This is a genomic window from Ancylobacter lacus (assembly GCF_018390635.1).
Classification (GTDB): Bacteria; Pseudomonadota; Alphaproteobacteria; order Rhizobiales; family Xanthobacteraceae; genus Ancylobacter; species Ancylobacter lacus.
Genome location: NZ_JAHBGE010000008.1, coordinates 90,987 through 106,378, shown reverse-complemented (window position 1 = coordinate 106,378; position 15,392 = coordinate 90,987). Strand labels below are relative to the sequence as shown.

Annotated in this window: 16 protein-coding genes; 13 read left to right on the top strand and 3 right to left on the bottom strand. The window is 71.4% G+C overall.

Annotated features, from left to right (window positions below; genetic code table 11):
- The first annotated feature begins 60 nt into the window (after positions 1-60).
- The 8 genes from KHC27_RS01920 to KHC27_RS01885 all read left to right on the top strand — a co-directional run bounded on the left by KHC27_RS01920 (position 61) and on the right by KHC27_RS01885 (position 5,817).
- Positions 61-519: a baeRF12 domain-containing protein gene (locus KHC27_RS01920; RefSeq protein WP_213334352.1), complete on the top strand. Its 459-nt coding sequence runs from the start codon at positions 61-63 to the stop codon at positions 517-519.
- A gap of 81 nt (positions 520-600) precedes the next feature.
- Positions 601-1,080 carry a TspO/MBR family protein gene (locus KHC27_RS01915; RefSeq protein WP_213334350.1) on the top strand — a complete coding sequence of 160 codons (480 nt, stop codon included), beginning with the start codon at positions 601-603 and terminating at the stop codon, positions 1,078-1,080.
- A gap of 35 nt (positions 1,081-1,115) precedes the next feature.
- Positions 1,116-1,319, top strand: coding sequence for a twin transmembrane helix small protein (locus tag KHC27_RS01910; RefSeq protein WP_213334348.1), 204 nt, complete (start codon positions 1,116-1,118; stop codon positions 1,317-1,319).
- Positions 1,320-1,452: 133 nt separating this feature from the next.
- On the top strand, positions 1,453-2,037 hold the full coding sequence (locus KHC27_RS01905) for a cob(I)yrinic acid a,c-diamide adenosyltransferase (protein ID WP_213334347.1): 585 nt from the start codon (positions 1,453-1,455) through the stop codon (positions 2,035-2,037).
- A gap of 219 nt (positions 2,038-2,256) precedes the next feature.
- Entirely contained in the window at positions 2,257-2,982 is a 726-nt protein-coding gene (locus tag KHC27_RS01900) for a rhomboid family intramembrane serine protease (RefSeq protein WP_213334346.1), read from the top strand.
- 163 nt (positions 2,983-3,145) lie between these two features.
- Positions 3,146-3,898: an electron transfer flavoprotein subunit beta/FixA family protein gene (locus tag KHC27_RS01895; RefSeq protein WP_213334345.1), complete on the top strand. Its 753-nt coding sequence runs from the start codon at positions 3,146-3,148 to the stop codon at positions 3,896-3,898.
- Between the two features lie 2 nt (positions 3,899-3,900).
- On the top strand, positions 3,901-4,848 hold the full coding sequence (locus KHC27_RS01890; protein WP_213334342.1) for an electron transfer flavoprotein subunit alpha/FixB family protein: 948 nt from the start codon (positions 3,901-3,903) through the stop codon (positions 4,846-4,848).
- 87 nt (positions 4,849-4,935) lie between these two features.
- Positions 4,936-5,817 carry a 3-hydroxybutyryl-CoA dehydrogenase gene (locus KHC27_RS01885; RefSeq protein ID WP_213334339.1) on the top strand — a complete coding sequence of 294 codons (882 nt, stop codon included), beginning with the start codon at positions 4,936-4,938 and terminating at the stop codon, positions 5,815-5,817.
- A 51-nt stretch (positions 5,818-5,868) separates the two neighbouring features.
- Here KHC27_RS01885 and KHC27_RS01880 read toward each other — a convergent pair whose 3' ends face one another.
- The gene (locus tag KHC27_RS01880) at positions 5,869-6,267 is read right to left on the bottom strand and encodes a winged helix-turn-helix transcriptional regulator (RefSeq protein WP_213334336.1); all 399 of its coding nucleotides are present in this window, start codon (positions 6,265-6,267) and stop codon (positions 5,869-5,871) included.
- 106 nt (positions 6,268-6,373) lie between these two features.
- Here KHC27_RS01880 and KHC27_RS01875 point away from each other — a divergent pair, with 106 nt between their 5' ends.
- The 3 genes from KHC27_RS01875 to KHC27_RS01865 all read left to right on the top strand — a co-directional run bounded on the left by KHC27_RS01875 (position 6,374) and on the right by KHC27_RS01865 (position 8,781).
- Positions 6,374-6,928 carry an FMN-dependent NADH-azoreductase gene (locus KHC27_RS01875; RefSeq protein ID WP_213334333.1) on the top strand — a complete coding sequence of 185 codons (555 nt, stop codon included), beginning with the start codon at positions 6,374-6,376 and terminating at the stop codon, positions 6,926-6,928.
- Positions 6,929-7,166: 238 nt separating this feature from the next.
- Positions 7,167-7,823, top strand: coding sequence for an NAD(P)-dependent oxidoreductase (locus KHC27_RS01870; RefSeq protein ID WP_213334331.1), 657 nt, complete (start codon positions 7,167-7,169; stop codon positions 7,821-7,823).
- Between the two features lie 115 nt (positions 7,824-7,938).
- Entirely contained in the window at positions 7,939-8,781 is an 843-nt protein-coding gene (locus KHC27_RS01865) for a pirin family protein (RefSeq protein WP_213334329.1), read from the top strand.
- A 342-nt stretch (positions 8,782-9,123) separates the two neighbouring features.
- Here KHC27_RS01865 and KHC27_RS01860 read toward each other — a convergent pair whose 3' ends face one another.
- Positions 9,124-10,017, bottom strand: a complete 894-nt coding sequence (locus KHC27_RS01860; protein ID WP_246518670.1) for a DMT family transporter — start codon at positions 10,015-10,017, stop codon at positions 9,124-9,126.
- A gap of 397 nt (positions 10,018-10,414) precedes the next feature.
- Between KHC27_RS01860 and KHC27_RS01855 the strand changes: the two genes are divergently transcribed.
- Positions 10,415-13,000, top strand: coding sequence for a mechanosensitive ion channel family protein (locus KHC27_RS01855; protein WP_213334325.1), 2,586 nt, complete (start codon positions 10,415-10,417; stop codon positions 12,998-13,000).
- Between the two features lie 155 nt (positions 13,001-13,155).
- Here the strand turns inward: KHC27_RS01855 and tlpA are convergent, their stop codons facing one another.
- Complete coding sequence (tlpA, locus tag KHC27_RS01850) at positions 13,156-13,932, bottom strand: thiol:disulfide interchange protein TlpA (RefSeq protein ID WP_213334323.1); 777 nt, start codon at positions 13,930-13,932, stop codon at positions 13,156-13,158.
- A gap of 27 nt (positions 13,933-13,959) precedes the next feature.
- Here tlpA and argH point away from each other — a divergent pair, with 27 nt between their 5' ends.
- A complete protein-coding gene (gene argH / locus KHC27_RS01845; RefSeq protein WP_213334320.1) occupies positions 13,960-15,342 on the top strand; it encodes an argininosuccinate lyase in 1,383 nt (460 codons plus the stop codon).
- Positions 15,343-15,392: the final 50 nt, after the last annotated feature.

Below are 15,392 nucleotides of genomic sequence, written 5' to 3'. Positions count from 1 at the left end.
TGCTCCCTTACCGGGAAGGAAGCGGAAACACCCGCCCCACCAGCCCGAGGAGATCGGCCCATGACCAGCCCGCATGTCCCCGTCACCATCGCCGCCGGAGCCTGGGTGGTGGTGTGCGACGGCCGCAAGGCGCTCATCCTCGTCAATGGCGGCGACGCCAGGTTCCCCAACCTGCGGACCCGCGAGGTGCGCGAGCAGCGCAACCCGCCGGCCCACGAGCAGGGCGGCGGCCGCCCCGGCCGGGTGCACGAATCCGCCGGCCCCGCCCGGGCGGCGGTGGAGGAGACCGACCTGCACGAGCAGGCCGAGCACGACTTCCTCACCCGCCTCGCCGAGACGCTGGACCGGGCGGTGACCGGCGGCGAGACCCGCGACGTCATCCTCGTCGCCCCGCCCCGGGCGCTGGGCATCCTGCGGCCGCATTACAGCCGCGCCCTGGCGGGGGCGATCTCCGCCGAGGTCGACCGCGACCTCGTCAAGCTGCCGGTCTACGAGATCGAGCGCCATCTCGCCGCCTGAACCGGCGGTCCCGCGCGCGGGGGTGCGCCGGCCGATCATCCGTCTATGATCGCGCCGCGTACACCGCGCGGAGACCGAACGATGAAAAGCACGCTGTCCTTCTTCCGCCTCGTCCTGTGCGTCGGGCTGTGCCTCGCGGTCGGGGCGGTGGGCTCGATGGCGACCACGCCGGAGATCGGCGGCTGGTATGCCGGCCTCGCCAAGCCCGGCTGGACCCCGCCGAACGCCGCCTTCCCCATCGCCTGGACCACGCTCTACGTGCTGATGGCGGTGGCGCTGTGGCGGCTGTGGGACCGCAACGCCCCCTCCCCCGCGCGCCGCCGCGCCGTCGGCCTGTGGCTGCTCCAGCTCGCGCTCAACGCGCTGTGGTCGCCGGTGTTCTTCGCCCTGCACGCGCCGGCGGCCGGGCTCGTCGTCGTCGTCCTGCTGTGGGCGGCGATCCTCGCCACCATCCTCGCCTGCGCGCGCATCGACCGCATCGCCGCGGGGCTGCTGGTGCCCTATCTCGGCTGGGTCAGCTACGCCACCGCCCTCAACGCGGCCATCGTGGGACTGAACTGAGGCCGCCGCCGCGGCCGGGCCGGCTGGAGCATGCCATGGACCTCATCACCCTCGCCAAATTCGTGGTGCTGCCGATCGCGCTCGGCGCCGTCGCGATCGTGCTGCTGCTGGGCCTTGCCAATCTGGTGCGGGGCGGCCCGCCCGAGCGCTCGCAGAAGCTGATGCGCTGGCGGGTGGGGCTGCAGTTCGTGGCGCTGTGCTTCGTGCTCGCCACCATCTGGCTGATGCACCGCGGCTGATCCGCCGGGCCCGGCGGGCCGTATCGCGCCACCATACCCGCCGCGGCAAGGCACCGCGCCGCCCGCCCCCGCTTCGCCCGCCCCCCTGTTCGCCCCTTCCGGCCTCCGCCGGCCGCCCCTGGGAGAGACCCCGATGGTCGTGCTCAACCGCATCTACACCCGCACCGGCGACGACGGCACCACCGCGCTCGGCAGCGGCGCGCGCCGGCTGAAATCCGACCTGCGGATCGAGGCCTATGGCACGGTGGACGAGACCAACGCCGCCATCGGCGTCGCCCGGCTGCATCTGGCGGCGCTGCCGGAGCTGGATGGGGTGCTGGCGCGGGTGCAGAACGACCTGTTCGACCTCGGCGCCGACCTTGCCACCCCGGAGACCGGGGAACCGCTGTCCTATGAGCCTCTGCGCATCGTGCCGGGGCAGGTGGAGCGGCTGGAGCGCGACATCGACCGCTTCAACGCCAGCCTCGGCCCGCTGCGCTCCTTCGTGCTGCCGGCCGGCAGCCCGGCGGCGGCGCATCTGCATGTCGCCCGCACCGTGTGCCGGCGGGCCGAGCGGCTCGCCGTCGCCCTCGCCCAGGTGCCGGGCGAGGTCGTCGGTCCGCCGGCGGTGCGCTACCTCAACCGGCTCTCCGACCTGCTCTTCGTCGCCAGCCGCTTCGCCAATGCCGAAGACGGGCCGGGCGACGTGCTGTGGGTGCCCGCCGCGGGACGGGACTAGCCGGCGCCCCCGAAGCGGCGCGGCGAGGCCGGGCGGCCGGAACCTCGCGGGTGATTCACGGGAAACACCCCGCCGCGGGGCGTTGATCCCCGCGACAGCGGCCGGGAACGGCGGCGAGGCCGGCATACGCCGCGCGCGGTGCGATGTTGCTCTGGTGTTCCCCCGCGTTCGGCGCCACAGTCCGGCGAGGGCGCCGCCGCGCCGCCGAGATTCGCCCGCATGTTCCTGCCGCTGAATGACGAGAACCCCTTCGAGCGCATCCGCCACGCCTATGTGACGTGGGCGCTGGTCGCGACCAACGTGCTCGTCTTCCTCTTCGTGCAGGGCGGCTGGACCGGCGGCATCGAGGCGACGACCGCCTTTTCCTTCGGCACCATTCCCGCCGTGCTGAGCCACATGGCGGTGCTGCCCGAGGATTTCCGCCACCTGCCGCCGGAGCTGACGCTGGCCAGCTACATGTTCTTCCACGGCGGCTGGAGCCACATCATCGTCAACATGGCGTTCCTCTGGGTGTTCGGCGACAATGTCGAGGACGCGCTCGGCCATGTGCGCTACCTCGCCTTCTATTTCCTGTGCGGCATCGCCGGGGCCATCGTCCACACGCTGGGCCACCCCGCCTCCGAGGTGCCGCTCATCGGCGCCTCCGCCGCCGTCTCCGGCGTGGTGGGCGCCTATGCGATGCTGCACCCCAATGTGCGGATCTGGGTGCTGGTGCTGATGCGCATTCCCCTGCGCCTGCCGGCGATCTGGCCGATCGGGGCGTGGATCGTGTTCCAGCTCTGGAACCTCGTCGCCAACGACCAGGACGGCACCGCCTGGCTCGCCCATCTCGGCGGGCTCATCGCCGGCGGGCTGCTGGTGATTCCGATGCGCCGGCGGGGCGTGCAACTCTGGGTCACCACGCGCGACGGCACCCCGCCGCCACCCGCCGAATCGCCACGTTGACAGCCCCCGGCACCCCCCATACGTTGCCGCCGATTTTCCCGAACGATGCGCTATCCGGGCAAGCTTTGGCCGGGAAGCTCCGGCACGGCGCCCGATTCCGGCGCGGAGCCCCCTTCCCGGGCGCAGCCGGCCCGGCGCGGAGACGGGAGGCGGGAGTTTCGCGATGAAGATACTGGTGCCCGTGAAGCGGGTGGTCGACTACAACGTCAAGATCCGCGTGAAGCCGGACGGCTCGGGCGTGGAACTCGCCAACGTCAAGATGGCGATGAACCCGTTCGACGAGATCGCGGTGGAGGAAGCGCTGCGGCTGCGCGAGGCCGGCATCGCCACCGAGGTGGTCGCCGTCTCGATCGGCCCGGCCAAGACCGATGAGACCATCCGCACCGCGCTCGCCATGGGCGCCGACCGCGGCATCTGGGTCAAGACCACGGAAGCCGGCATCGAGCCGCTCGCGGTCGCCAAGCTGCTGAAGGGCGTGGTCGGGGAGGAGGCGCCCGGCCTCGTCATCCTCGGCAAGCAGGCCATCGACGACGACTGCAACCAGACCGGCCAGATGCTCGCCGCCCTGCTCGGGTGGCCGCAGGCGACCTTCGCCTCGAGGGTCGCGGTGGCCGAGGGCGCGCTCACCGTCACCCGCGAGGTCGATGGCGGGCTGCAGACCGTGGCGCTGAACCTGCCGGCCATCGTCACCACCGACCTGCGGCTCAACGAGCCGCGCTACGCCAGCCTTCCCAACATCATGAAGGCGAAGAAGAAGCCGATCGCCGAGAAGGCGCCGGAGGAGTACGGCGTCGACCTCGCGCCGCGGCTGAAGGTGCTGAACACCGCCGAGCCGCCGGGCCGCAAGGCCGGCGTGAAGGTGGGCTCGGTCGCCGAGCTGGTGGAGAAGCTGAAGACCGAGGCGGGAGTGCTCTGACCATGGCCGCGACCCTGCTTTTTGCCGAGCATGACGACGCCACCCTCAACCCCGTCACCGCCAAGGCGCTGACCGCCGCGCTCGCGCTCGGCGCGCCGGTGGATGTGCTGGTGGTGGGCAGCGGCTGCGCCGCCGTGGCGCAGGCCGCCGCCGGGCTCGCCGGGGTGCGCGAGGTGCTGCTCGCCGACGCCCCGCTCTACGCCCACCGCCTCGCCGAGCCGGTCGCCGCGCTCGGCGTGGAACTCGCCGCCGGCTATGGCGCGCTGGTGGCGCCCTCCACCGCGGGGTGGAAGAGCGTGCTGCCGCGCATCGCCGCCCTGCTCGACGTGATGCAGGTCTCCGACGTGCAGAAGGTGCTCGGCCCCGACACCTTCGAGCGCAGCATCTATGCCGGCAACGCGGTGCAGACCGTGCAGTCCGCCGACCCGGTGAAGGTGCTGACCGTGCGCGCCGCCGCCTTCGCCGAGGCGGAGGCGGGCGGGGCCGCCCCGGTTCGCGCCGTCGCCGCCGGCGCCGACCCCGGCCTGTCGCGCTTCGTCGGCGAAGCCATCGCCCACACCGACCGGCCGGAGCTGGCGAGCGCGCGGCTCATCGTCTCGGGCGGCCGGGCAATCGGCTCGGCGGAGAATTTCCACGCCGTGGTGGAGCCGCTGGCCGACGCGCTGGGCGCGGCGGTCGGCGCCTCGCGCGCGGCGGTGGACGCCGGCTACGCCCCGAACGACTGGCAGGTCGGCCAGACCGGCAAGGTGGTGGCGCCCGACCTCTATGTCGCGCTCGGCATTTCCGGCGCCATCCAGCACCTCGCCGGCATGAAGGACTCCCGCGTCATCGTCGCCATCAACAAGGACGAGGAGGCCCCCATCTTCCAGGTGGCGGATTACGGCCTGGTCGGCGACCTGTTCGAGCTGGCGCCGGCGCTCACCGCGGAAATTGCCAAGGCCAAAAGCTGACGGCCGTTCTATATACTGTCGACGCCGCCGCGCGACGGGCACCCCGCCCGCCGCCGGCCCCGGATCGGAAGAGCTCAGGCGGGCACCATGGCATTCGAGATCAAGCGCATCGGCATCATCGGCGCCGGCCAGATGGGCAACGGCATCGCGCATGTGTGCGCGCTGGCCGGCTATGACGTCGTGCTGAACGACGTCGCGGCCGACCGCATCCGCTCGGGCCTCGCCACCATCAACGGCAACATGGTGCGGCAGGTCGCCAAGGGGCTCTATGGCGACGAGGAGCGCCAGCAGGCGCTGGCCCGCATCACCGGCGCCGACGTCTATGCCGGGCTCGGCGAGGTCGACCTCGTCATCGAGGCGGCGGTGGAGAAGGAGGAGATCAAGCGCAAGATCTTCGCCGAGGTGTGCCCGCACCTGAAGCCGGAGGCGATCCTCGCCACCAACACCTCCTCCATCTCCATCACCCGGCTGGCCGCCACCACCGACCGGCCGGAGCGCTTCATCGGCATCCACTTCATGAACCCGGTGCCGCTGATGCAGCTCGTCGAGCTGGTGCGCGGCATCGCGACCGAGGACGAGACCTTCGAGCTGTCCAAGGGCTTCGTCACCCGGCTGGGCAAGACCTATGCGGTGTCGGAGGATTTCCCGGCCTTCATGGTCAACCGCATCCTGCTGCCGATGATCAACGAGGCGATCTACACGCTGTATGAGGGCGTCGGCTCGGTGGACGCCATCGACACCGCGATGCGGCTCGGCGCCAACCACCCGATGGGTCCGCTCCAGCTCGCCGATTTCATCGGGCTGGATACCTGCCTGTCGATCATGCAGGTGCTGCATGAGGGGCTGGCCGATTCGAAGTACCGGCCCTGCCCGCTGCTGGTGAAATATGTCGAGGCCGGCTGGCTCGGCCGCAAGACCCAGCGCGGCTTCTACGACTACCGCGGCGAAAAGCCGGTGCCGACGCGCTGAGGCGGGTACGCCGGCGCCTTTGATCTTCCCCGCATGCGGGGAGCCGCCCCCTCAGCGCGGGCGCTCCCGGGTCGTGTCGAACCGCGCCTGCGCCTCCGCGATCTCGGGCAGGTGCGCGACGGCCCACTGCGCCAGCGCCAGAACCGGCTGCTGAAGCGAATGTCCCAGCGTCGTCAGTTCGTAGTCCACCCGCGGCGGAATGGTCGGCGTCACCGTGCGCGAAACCAGGCCGTCGCGTTCCAGGCTGCGCAGCGTGAGGGTCAGCATGCGCTGTGAAATGGCCGGAATCTCCCGGCGCAGCTGCGAGAAGCGCCGGGGGCCCGCGGCGAGGATCGCCACGATGAGCACGCTCCATTTGTCGCCGACGCGCTGCAACACGCCGCTGACGCCCTGACAACGCGCGCTCTCCGGGTCGAATTGCTCAAGTCCAAGCTCGGGCAGACCGGCCATGTGGTTACATCCATGTGTGTCAGGCTCGCAAATGTGCCGTCTTGTGAACGATTCCCATGCGGTTATCTAGAGTGCCTCGGTTCTTTTTTCATACCGCGAGGCCCTGATGAACATCCTTCACATCGACAGCAGCATCTCTGGCGAGGCCAGCTCCAGCCGGAAGATCACGGCGGCCGTCGTCCGCCATCTGATCGCCCGTCATCCCGGTGCCGAGGTCATCTACCGCGATCTGGCGGCCGATGCCCTGCCACATCTCACGCTGGCGGATCTCGCTGATCACGCGCTGGTCGACGAGTTTCTGGCCGCCGATACGGTGGTGATCGGCGCGCCCATGTATAACTTCACCGTGCCCACCCATCTGAAGGCCTGGCTGGACCGGCTCGCGATCGCGGGCAGGACGTTCCAGTATGGCGCCAACGGACCTTCGGGACTGGCCGGCGGGCGCAAGGTGATCGTCGCCTCGACGCGCGGGGGGTTCTACGGCCCGGACTCGCCCATCGCCAGCTATGAACTGCAGGATCGCTATCTCGCGACCTTCTTCGGTTTCATCGGCATCACCGACATCACCTTTCTCCACGCCGAAGGTCTGGCCCTGGGGCCCGAGCAGCGCGACCGGGCGCTGAAGGGCGCGCTCGAGGCGGCCGAGCGTCTGGCCGTCTGACGACCGGCCGGAGGCCGCGCCCGTGCCCGCCCTCCGGCCATGACATCCATTCCCTCCGCGGCGATCCCGCCGCGGAATGGCGGGCGATGACCGCCCTGCACGCCGGGCGATCCGCTTTCGCCGGCACGGCTCCCGATCGTGCTTCCCGCTTTCCCGCGCCGATCATCCCTTTGCACCGCGGGCGCCTCCCGCTGCCGGGCGACGGCCGCCATTGCAGCGACAACCAAAAGGACCTTCCATGACCTCGCTGAAGAAGATCACCGTCGTCGGGGGCACGGGCTATGCCGGCTCGGCGATCCTGCGGGAGGCCGCGAAGCGCGGCCATGCCGTCACGGCGATCAGCCGTTCGGTCCCGGCCGAGACGGTGGAGGGTGTCACCCATGTCGCCGCCGACCTGCTCCGCGACACGCTCCCCCTCGGTGAGGCGGACGTTGTCGTCGGCGCCGTCTCGCCGCGCGCCGAAAACGCCGGCACGCTGGCGAAGGCCTATGCCGGCCTTGCCGGGCAGGCACGGCAGGCCGGCGCCCGGCTGGTGCTGGTCGGCGGCTTCTCCTGCCTCCGGCGCACGGCGGGCGGCCCCCGCATGATCGAAGCCGAGAGCTTTCCCCCGGAGGTGCCGGAGGCGGTGGTGATCGAGGCGAAGGAGAACATGGAGGTCCTCAGCCATCTTCTCGCCGACACGAGCGGCCTCGACTGGCTGTTCGTGTCGCCGGCCATGGAGTTCTCCTCCTGGATGCCGGGCGAGGATCTGGGCCGCTACCGCGTCGGCGACGAGGTCGCCCTGTTCGACGCGGACGGCCGCTCCGCCATCAGCGGCCCGGATTACGCCCGCGCGGTGCTGGACGAGATCGAGCACCCCACCCGTCACCGCGCCCAGATCGGGGTGGCCTATTGAGCCCGCGGGCGCGGCAAGACCCGCGTCCCCCGCCTCCCCCGCGTCCGCCGCGCGCCCCTGCCGCTTCCGGCGGCCGTCAGGACGGCGGCCGCCTCTCTCCTCCCAGGTGAACCCAATGGCTCCTCGAATCTCCAGGGTCCAGAACGCCCGCCGGCATCGGAGCGGCACCACCTTCTCGGTGAACGCCATCGATCTCCAGCGGCTGGAGGGACTGGCCTCGCCGCTCGCGCTGCTCGACGATTTCCGTGTCTCCGGCGCCCCGTTCGGGCCGCACCCGCATGCCGGTTTCTCGGCGATCACCTATGTGCTGGAGGATTCCCCGGTCGCGCTGCGCAGCCGCGACTCCCTCGGCAATGACCTCGACATCCGGCCGGGCGGCATCGTCTGGCTGCAGGCGGGGAAGGGAGCGCAGCATCAGGAGGTGCCGGCCATCCCGGGCCGGGAGCTGCATGGCGCCCAGATCTACGTCAACCTCAGCGCCCGCAACAAGGTGGTGGCGCCCAGAACCATGTACCTCCAGCCGGAGGAGGTGCCGGTGTGGACCGATGAAGCCGCCAATCGCGTCCGCGTGCTGGTCGGCCGATATGGCGATCTGGCCTCAGCCATCGCCCCGGCCGAACCCTATCGAATCCTCGACGCACGCATTGCCACCGAGGTCCGCGTCCCTCTCGGCAAGGGCGATCACACCGTCCTCTATTGTCTGGACGGCGCGGTCGAGCTGGCCGTCGACGATGCCGTGCGTGCGCTGCCGAGCCAGGCGGCCATCGCCGTCGCCGATGCCGCCAATCTGCGCCTCGCCGCCACGGCGCACCCGGCCCATGTGCTGGTTCTGTCCGGCGCCGCGCTGGATGAGCCCGTGGTCGCGGACGGCCCCTTCATCATGAACGACGCCGCCGGAATCCGGGCGGCGCAGCAGCGCTATCATGCCGGCGGGATGGGTCACCTCGCGCCGGTCTAGCCCGGGAGGAGGAACAGCCACGTCCCGCAGGAGGCGGTTCGCCACGCCACGTTGCGACCCACGCCCCCGCATGGGGGGCGAGGGCTCTCTCTCAACCCATGGGCATCACAGGACACATCGGGTCGATGGCGCGAACCGGCGCGTGCCGGCGGGTCGTCGGGACCGCGATGAGCGGGCCGGGCCGCCCGCAGGGTGGCCTATCGTTCGGTCAGCCCGATGCCGTCATGCAGGCCGGCGGGATGCCCGGCGATGATCGCGGCCAGCAGGGTCCCGGGCGGTGCCGGGCGCGGCGCGCATCGGGGGGCGCTCCACCGCGCGACGAGAGCCCGGTCCGGCGGGGCCTCACCCGCCGCGCCACCACCGCCACGCCCGGCCGTCGATCGCCGCCAGCCCCAGCGTGATCAGCGCGAAGCCGGCGGCGTCGTGGGGCTCCAGCGCCTCGCCCAGCACCAGCGCGCCGAGCAGGATCGCGCTCACCGGCACGAGGAAGGTGACCAGCGAGATGTTGGTCGCCCCGTTCCGCGCGAGAATGCGGAAATACAGGATATAGGCGATGCCGGTGGAGAGCACGCCAAGCCCCGCCAGCGCGCCCATCACCTTCGGCGAGGGCAGCGGCAGCCGCCAGGGCTGGTCCACCGCCGCCACCGCCGGCAGCAGCAGCAGGCTGGAGAAGGCGAGCTGCGTCATCGCCACCGCCAGCGGCGGCAGCGCGCGGAAGCGCCGGCCATAGACGCTGGCGAAGCCATAGGCGACGGTCGCGCCGAGGGCGGCGAGCTGGGCGGCGAGGTGCTGCCCGCCGAGCTGGCCGAGCAGCGCCGGCCCCATCATCACCGCCACCCCCACGAAGCCCAGCGCCACCCCCGCCAGCTTTCCGGCGGTGAATTTCTCGTCGCGGGTGAAGGCCTGCGCCACCAGCACGGTGAAAAGCGGCGTCGCCGCGTTGAGGATGGAGGACAGCCCGCTCGGAATGTGCTGCTGCGACCAGGCGATGAGCCCGAACGGCACCACATTGGCGATGAGCGCGAGCAGGGCGAACTCGGCCGCGAGCCGGCGGTCCAGCGCCAGCCGGGCGCCGGTGAGCCGGGCGATGAGGAACAGCGCCGCCGCGCCGATGGTCACCCGCGCGAACACCATGGTGAGCGGGGGAATCTCGGCGATGGCGACCTTGCCGAAGAAGAAGGAGCCGCCCCAGATCATCGAGAGCAGCACCAGCGCGCCCCAGTCGGCGGGGGCCATGGGCTGCGGGCCGGCCGGGAAAGGCGCGCCGGAAGCGGTCGCGCCGGGTGCGCCGGGGCCCGCCGGCGGCGCCGCGTGCCCGGGCGGCGAAACGGGCTCGGCTCCGGGCATGGGCAGGCTCCTGCAACGCGTGAGGCTGCCTCTTAGTCGTTCCGGCGGCACGGCGCCACCCGAAAGCGCCACCCGACGCCGCCCACGGGACCGGGGTAGGGAGCCGGCGGAACCCGGCACCGCCGCGCCGCCCGATGCGACGCCGCGGCAGCCGGCAGACCTCTGCGGAAGGCGCCGGCTGCGGCGAGATCGGGCTTTGCACCGGACCGGGGCGCCCCTAGGAATAGGTATCGACCTCCTCCCGGCCCGCCGGCCGGGTCATTCGCCGCCGACGCTGGATGCCGCGATGCAGCTTGCCGCTTCCCCCTCGTTCCGCCGCCCGGGCGGGAGCGCCTCCCGCGCCCGGTGGTTTCCCGCCGCGTTCCGGGGCCTTCTTCTCGCCCTTCTGGCACTGGCGGCACCGGCTTGCCTCGCCCCCGTGGCGCGGGCGGAAACGCCGGTCGCCAACTGGCAGGGGGCGTGGAACACCAAATGGCGCGGCGGCGGCGCGCTGATCGAATTCCAGCAGAACGGCGCGGAGGTCACCGGCACCTACCCGCTCTATGACGGCACCATCGTCGCCCATGCCCAGGGCAACGAGCTGACCGGGCGCTGGACCCAGAACGGGCGCTCCGGCGACTTCCTCTTCGTCCAGGCCCCCGACGGCCAGAGCTTCATGGGCCGATTGGCCACCGGCCAGGCGGAATGGTGGACCGGCGTGCGCATGGACGCCGCCGCCTTCACCGCCATCCGCATCGACCGCACCAGCCCGATGATGGCGCTGCGCAGCTTCCTGCAGGCGATGAACGAGAGCGGCGCCGACGGCGTCACCCGCGGCGCCGGCGGCGGCATGGCGCTGGTCGGCCGGGCCGAGGGCACCGTGCTGGTCGACGCCCAGGCCCGCCAGGGCCTCGACATGCCGGGCTATGTCCGGCTGCTCTACGACGTCATCGACCGCACCACCTTCCGGTTGTGGGACGTGCCGCACGACACCGGCGACAGCGACGCCGTCGCCGTGACGCTGCACCAGTTCGGCACCGCCGCCAGCTTCGATCTCGGCTTCGTGCGCCAGCGCGGCCAGTGGTTCATGGTCGGCCAGCCCACCGACGCGCTGCGCCGCAAGCTGGCGGAATTCGACGCCGCCCGCGGCCTCGGCCGCGACCCGGTGCGCGATCCCTCCAGGCTTTCCTCGCCGCGCGATACCTTCAAGGTGCTGCTCGGCGCCCTGAGCGAGGATTTCAACGCCCCGCCGGAAAGCACCCTCGACATGCGCAACTACAACCCGGCGGTGCGCGAAGACGAGGCGGCGCTGCTCGCCCGCTACCTCAAGAAGGTGCTGGACCGCATCGGCTATGTCTACTGGCAGGAAATCCCGGACGACCCGAGGGCGAAGGCCGCCTTCGTCTATTTCGAGCACCCCGCCGGCAACATCGTGATCGGCCCCTCGGAGGTCGAGGGCGCCACCGTCTGGCGCTTCACCCCCGAAACCCTCAGCCATGTGCGCGATCTCTATGCCGATATCGAGGACATGCCGGTGGCGCCGGAATTCGCCGCCTTCGCCAGCGACGACCCCTATTTCGTCGCCCGCACCGTGGCCCGCCAGCTCGACCCGCGCCTGCTGGCGCGCATCGGGCCGATCGAGCGCTGGCAGTGGTGGCTGCTCGCCTTCGCGCTGTTCGCCGGCGTGCTGGTCGGCTTCCTCTCCAACGCGCTGCTGCAGTGGCTGCTGCTGAGCCTGCGCGGCAACAATCCCGCCGCCCGCTTCGTGCGCATCGTGGCGTGGTCGGTGCGGCTCATCTTCCTCGGGCTGTTCCTCATCATCGCGCTGCGCCCGCTCGGCCTGCCCGACATCATCGGCGCGCCGGTGAAGGCGTTCGCCTGGGCCTGCATCGTGGTCGGCGCGGTGCCGGTGCTGTGGCAGATCGTCGGCGACATCGCGGATCGCTACCGCCGCCGCCACAACCTGGTGGGCTATCACGAGACGCTGATCTCGCTGGTGTCCGGCGTGGGCCGGGTCATCGTGGTGCTGATCGGCTTCCTGATGCTCGCGGAGGTGCTGCACGTGCCCTATGAGGGCGTCATCACCGGCCTCGGCATCGGCGGCCTCGCGGTGGCGCTCGCGGCGCAGCCGACGCTGCAGAACTTCCTCTCCGGCCTCACCCTCTATGCCGACCGCCCGGTGAGCGTCGGCGACGAGTGCCGGTTCGGCGAGCACATCGGCACGGTGGAGCACATCGGCATGCGCTCCACCCATATCCGCTCGCGCGACCGCTCCCTCATCGCCGTGCCGAATTCGGATTTCGCCGGCATGGTGCTGGAGAACATCACCCGCTCCGACCGCATGCGCTACCACACCGTGCTGAAGCTGCGGCAGGAAACCTCCATCGACCAGCTCCGCTTCGTGCTGGTGGAAATCCGCAAGCTGCTGCTGGCCCACCCCAAGGTGGCGCACGATCCCTGCTGGGTGCGCTTCGTCGGCTTCGGCGACTTCTCCTTCGACATCGACATCGACGCCACCCTGCTCACCACCCACGAGCACGAGCAGCTCGCCATCCAGGAAGACCTCAACCTGCGCATCCTCGGCATTCTGGCCGATTGCGGCGTGCAGCTCGCCCTGCCGGCGGAGCTCGGCTACGGCGCCGAGGACCTGCCGCTCGACGCGGAAAAGCGCGCCGCCGCCGAACGCGAGGTGCAGCTCTGGCGGGCCGAGGGCAACCTGCCCTTCCCGGAGCTGCACCGCTCCGACATCACCAGCCTCGCCGACACCCTGGCCTACCCGCCGGAAGGCTCCGCCGCCTACCGCCCGGTGGAGGAAGGCACCGCCCCCGCCGCGCTGGACGGCAAGCGGGAGCGCTGGCGGCTGCGCTGGCGCAGCCGCCGTTCCACCGCCTGAAAAGCGGGAGCGGCGGGGGCGTGTTTAAGGTCGCGCCGCCGGACGGCGGCGCTTCGCGGTGGCGGAGGGGCTGGGACGGGCCGCGGCGCCGGGCCCGCGCCGGGCGGGCCGCCATACCGGCCACCGGCCCTGCGGCTCTCCGGCCTGCGGCGGGCTCAGCCGCCCGGGGCGGCAGGGGCGGCGGAGGAGTCCAGCGCCGCGCGCAGCAGCGCCAGCGCATCCGGCCCCGCCCAGTCCGCCGGGCCGGCGAGGAAGCCGATCTCGCAGCCCTTGCCGTCGACCAGCAGCGTCGTCGGCAGCCCGAAGCCGCGCCCGGCGGCGCGCAGGTCCTGGAAGGCCTGCGCCTTGGGGTCGGCATAGAAGGCGAGGTTGCGGATGCCGGTCTCGGCCAGGAAGTCGTGCGGCTTCTGCGGGTCGCGGGTATCGACATTCACCGCCACCACCGCGAAGGCCGGGCCGCCGAGTTCGGCCTGCAGCCTGTCGAGCGCCGGCATCTCCTTGCGGCAGGGCGCGCACCAGGTTGCCCAGATGTTCACCAGCCGCAGCCGGCCATCGAGGGCGGCGAGGGTCATCGGCTTGCCGCTGGCATCCTGGAAGCCAAGGTCGGGCACCCGGCGCGGGGTCAGGGTGGGGGCGAAGGCCGCCACCTCGCCGCGGACCAGCGGCTGCAGCCGGCGGGCGGTCTCACTGGCCGCACCGCACTCACTGTCCACCTCACCGGCCTGACCAGCCACGCCGGAATCGGCCACCGCGAGCGGTCCCGACGCATCGGCGTTGCGCCCCGCCCCTCCCATCCCGTATACGCCAGCAAGCCCGACGGCCACGCCCGCCACCAGCGCTGCGGAAACGATCAGGGCGAAGCGACCGCGCGTGATCCCCCGGCCCGGCGGCGTTGCCGTGTCCGCCGGAAGGTCATCAGGTCGTTCGGTCATGAGCCCGCCTCGCGGAGAAAAGTCAGCATGAGCAACAAGATGTGGGGCGGCCGGTTCGAAACCGGCCCCGACGCGATCATGGAGGAGATAAACGCCTCCATCGGCTTCGACCAGCGCCTGTACGCGCAGGACATCGCCGGTTCAAAGGCGCATGCGGCAATGCTGGCGGCGCAGGGCATCATCTCGGGGAGTGATGCCGAAAAGATCGGAGCCGGTCTAGACACGATCCTGTCAGAGATCGAGAGCGGCGGCTTCACCTTCTCGCGCAGCCTGGAAGACATTCATATGAATGTGGAATCCCGGCTCGCCGCCCTCGCCGGCCCCGCCGCCGGGCGGCTCCACACCGCCCGCTCGCGCAACGACCAGGTGGCGACCGACTTCCGGCTCTATGTGCGCGACACCATCGACACGCTCGATGCCCAGCTCGCCGACCTCCAGCGCGCGCTGGCGCAGAAGGCGCTGGACCATGCCGGCACGGTGATGCCCGGCTTCACCCACCTCCAGACCGCCCAGCCCGTGACCTTCGGCCACCATCTGCTGGCCTATGTCGAGATGCTGGGCCGCGACCGCGGCCGGCTGCGCGACGCCCGGGCCCGGCTCAACGAATGCCCGCTGGGCGCCGCGGCGCTGGCCGGAACCTCGTTCCCGATCGACCGTTTCGCTACCGCAACGGCCCTTGGTTTTGAAAGGCCGACAGCCAATTCCCTCGACTCCGTCTCCGACCGCGACTTCGTGCTGGAAACGCTGGCGGCGGCCTCGATCTGCGCCATGCACCTCTCCCGCTTCGCCGAGGAGATCGTGATCTGGACCTCGCCGCTGGTGGGGCTGCTGAAGCTCTCCGACCGCTTCACCACCGGCTCCTCCATCATGCCGCAGAAGCGCAACCCCGACGCCGCCGAGCTGGTGCGGGCCAAGATCGGGCGCATCGCGGGGGCCTTCTCGGGCCTGCTGATGGTGATGAAGGGCCTGGCGCTGGCCTATGCCAAGGACATGCAGGAGGACAAGGAAGGCGCCTTCGACGCGCTCTCGACCCTGTCGCTGATGATCGCGGCCACCGCCGGCATGGTGCGCGACATGGTCCCGGACGAGGCGAAGATGAAGGCGGCCGCCGGTGCCGGCTATTCCACCGCCACCGATCTCGCGGACTGGCTGGTGCGGGTGCTCGGCCTGCCCTTCCGGGAGGCGCACCACGTCACCGGGCGCATCGTGGCGCTGGCCGCGGGTCGCGGCGTGCCGCTGCACCGGCTGTCGCTCGCCGACATGCAGGGCGTCGAGCCGCGCATCACCCAGGAGGTGTTCGGCGTCCTTTCGGTGTCGAAATCCGTCGGCAGCCGGGTGTCCTATGGCGGCACCGCGCCGAAGAACGTTCGGGCGCAGGCCAAGCGCTGGCTGAAGCAGCTCGCGAAATAACCCGACCGGGCCGGGCGGACCACACGGCTCCGCCCGGCCCGGTCCACTCA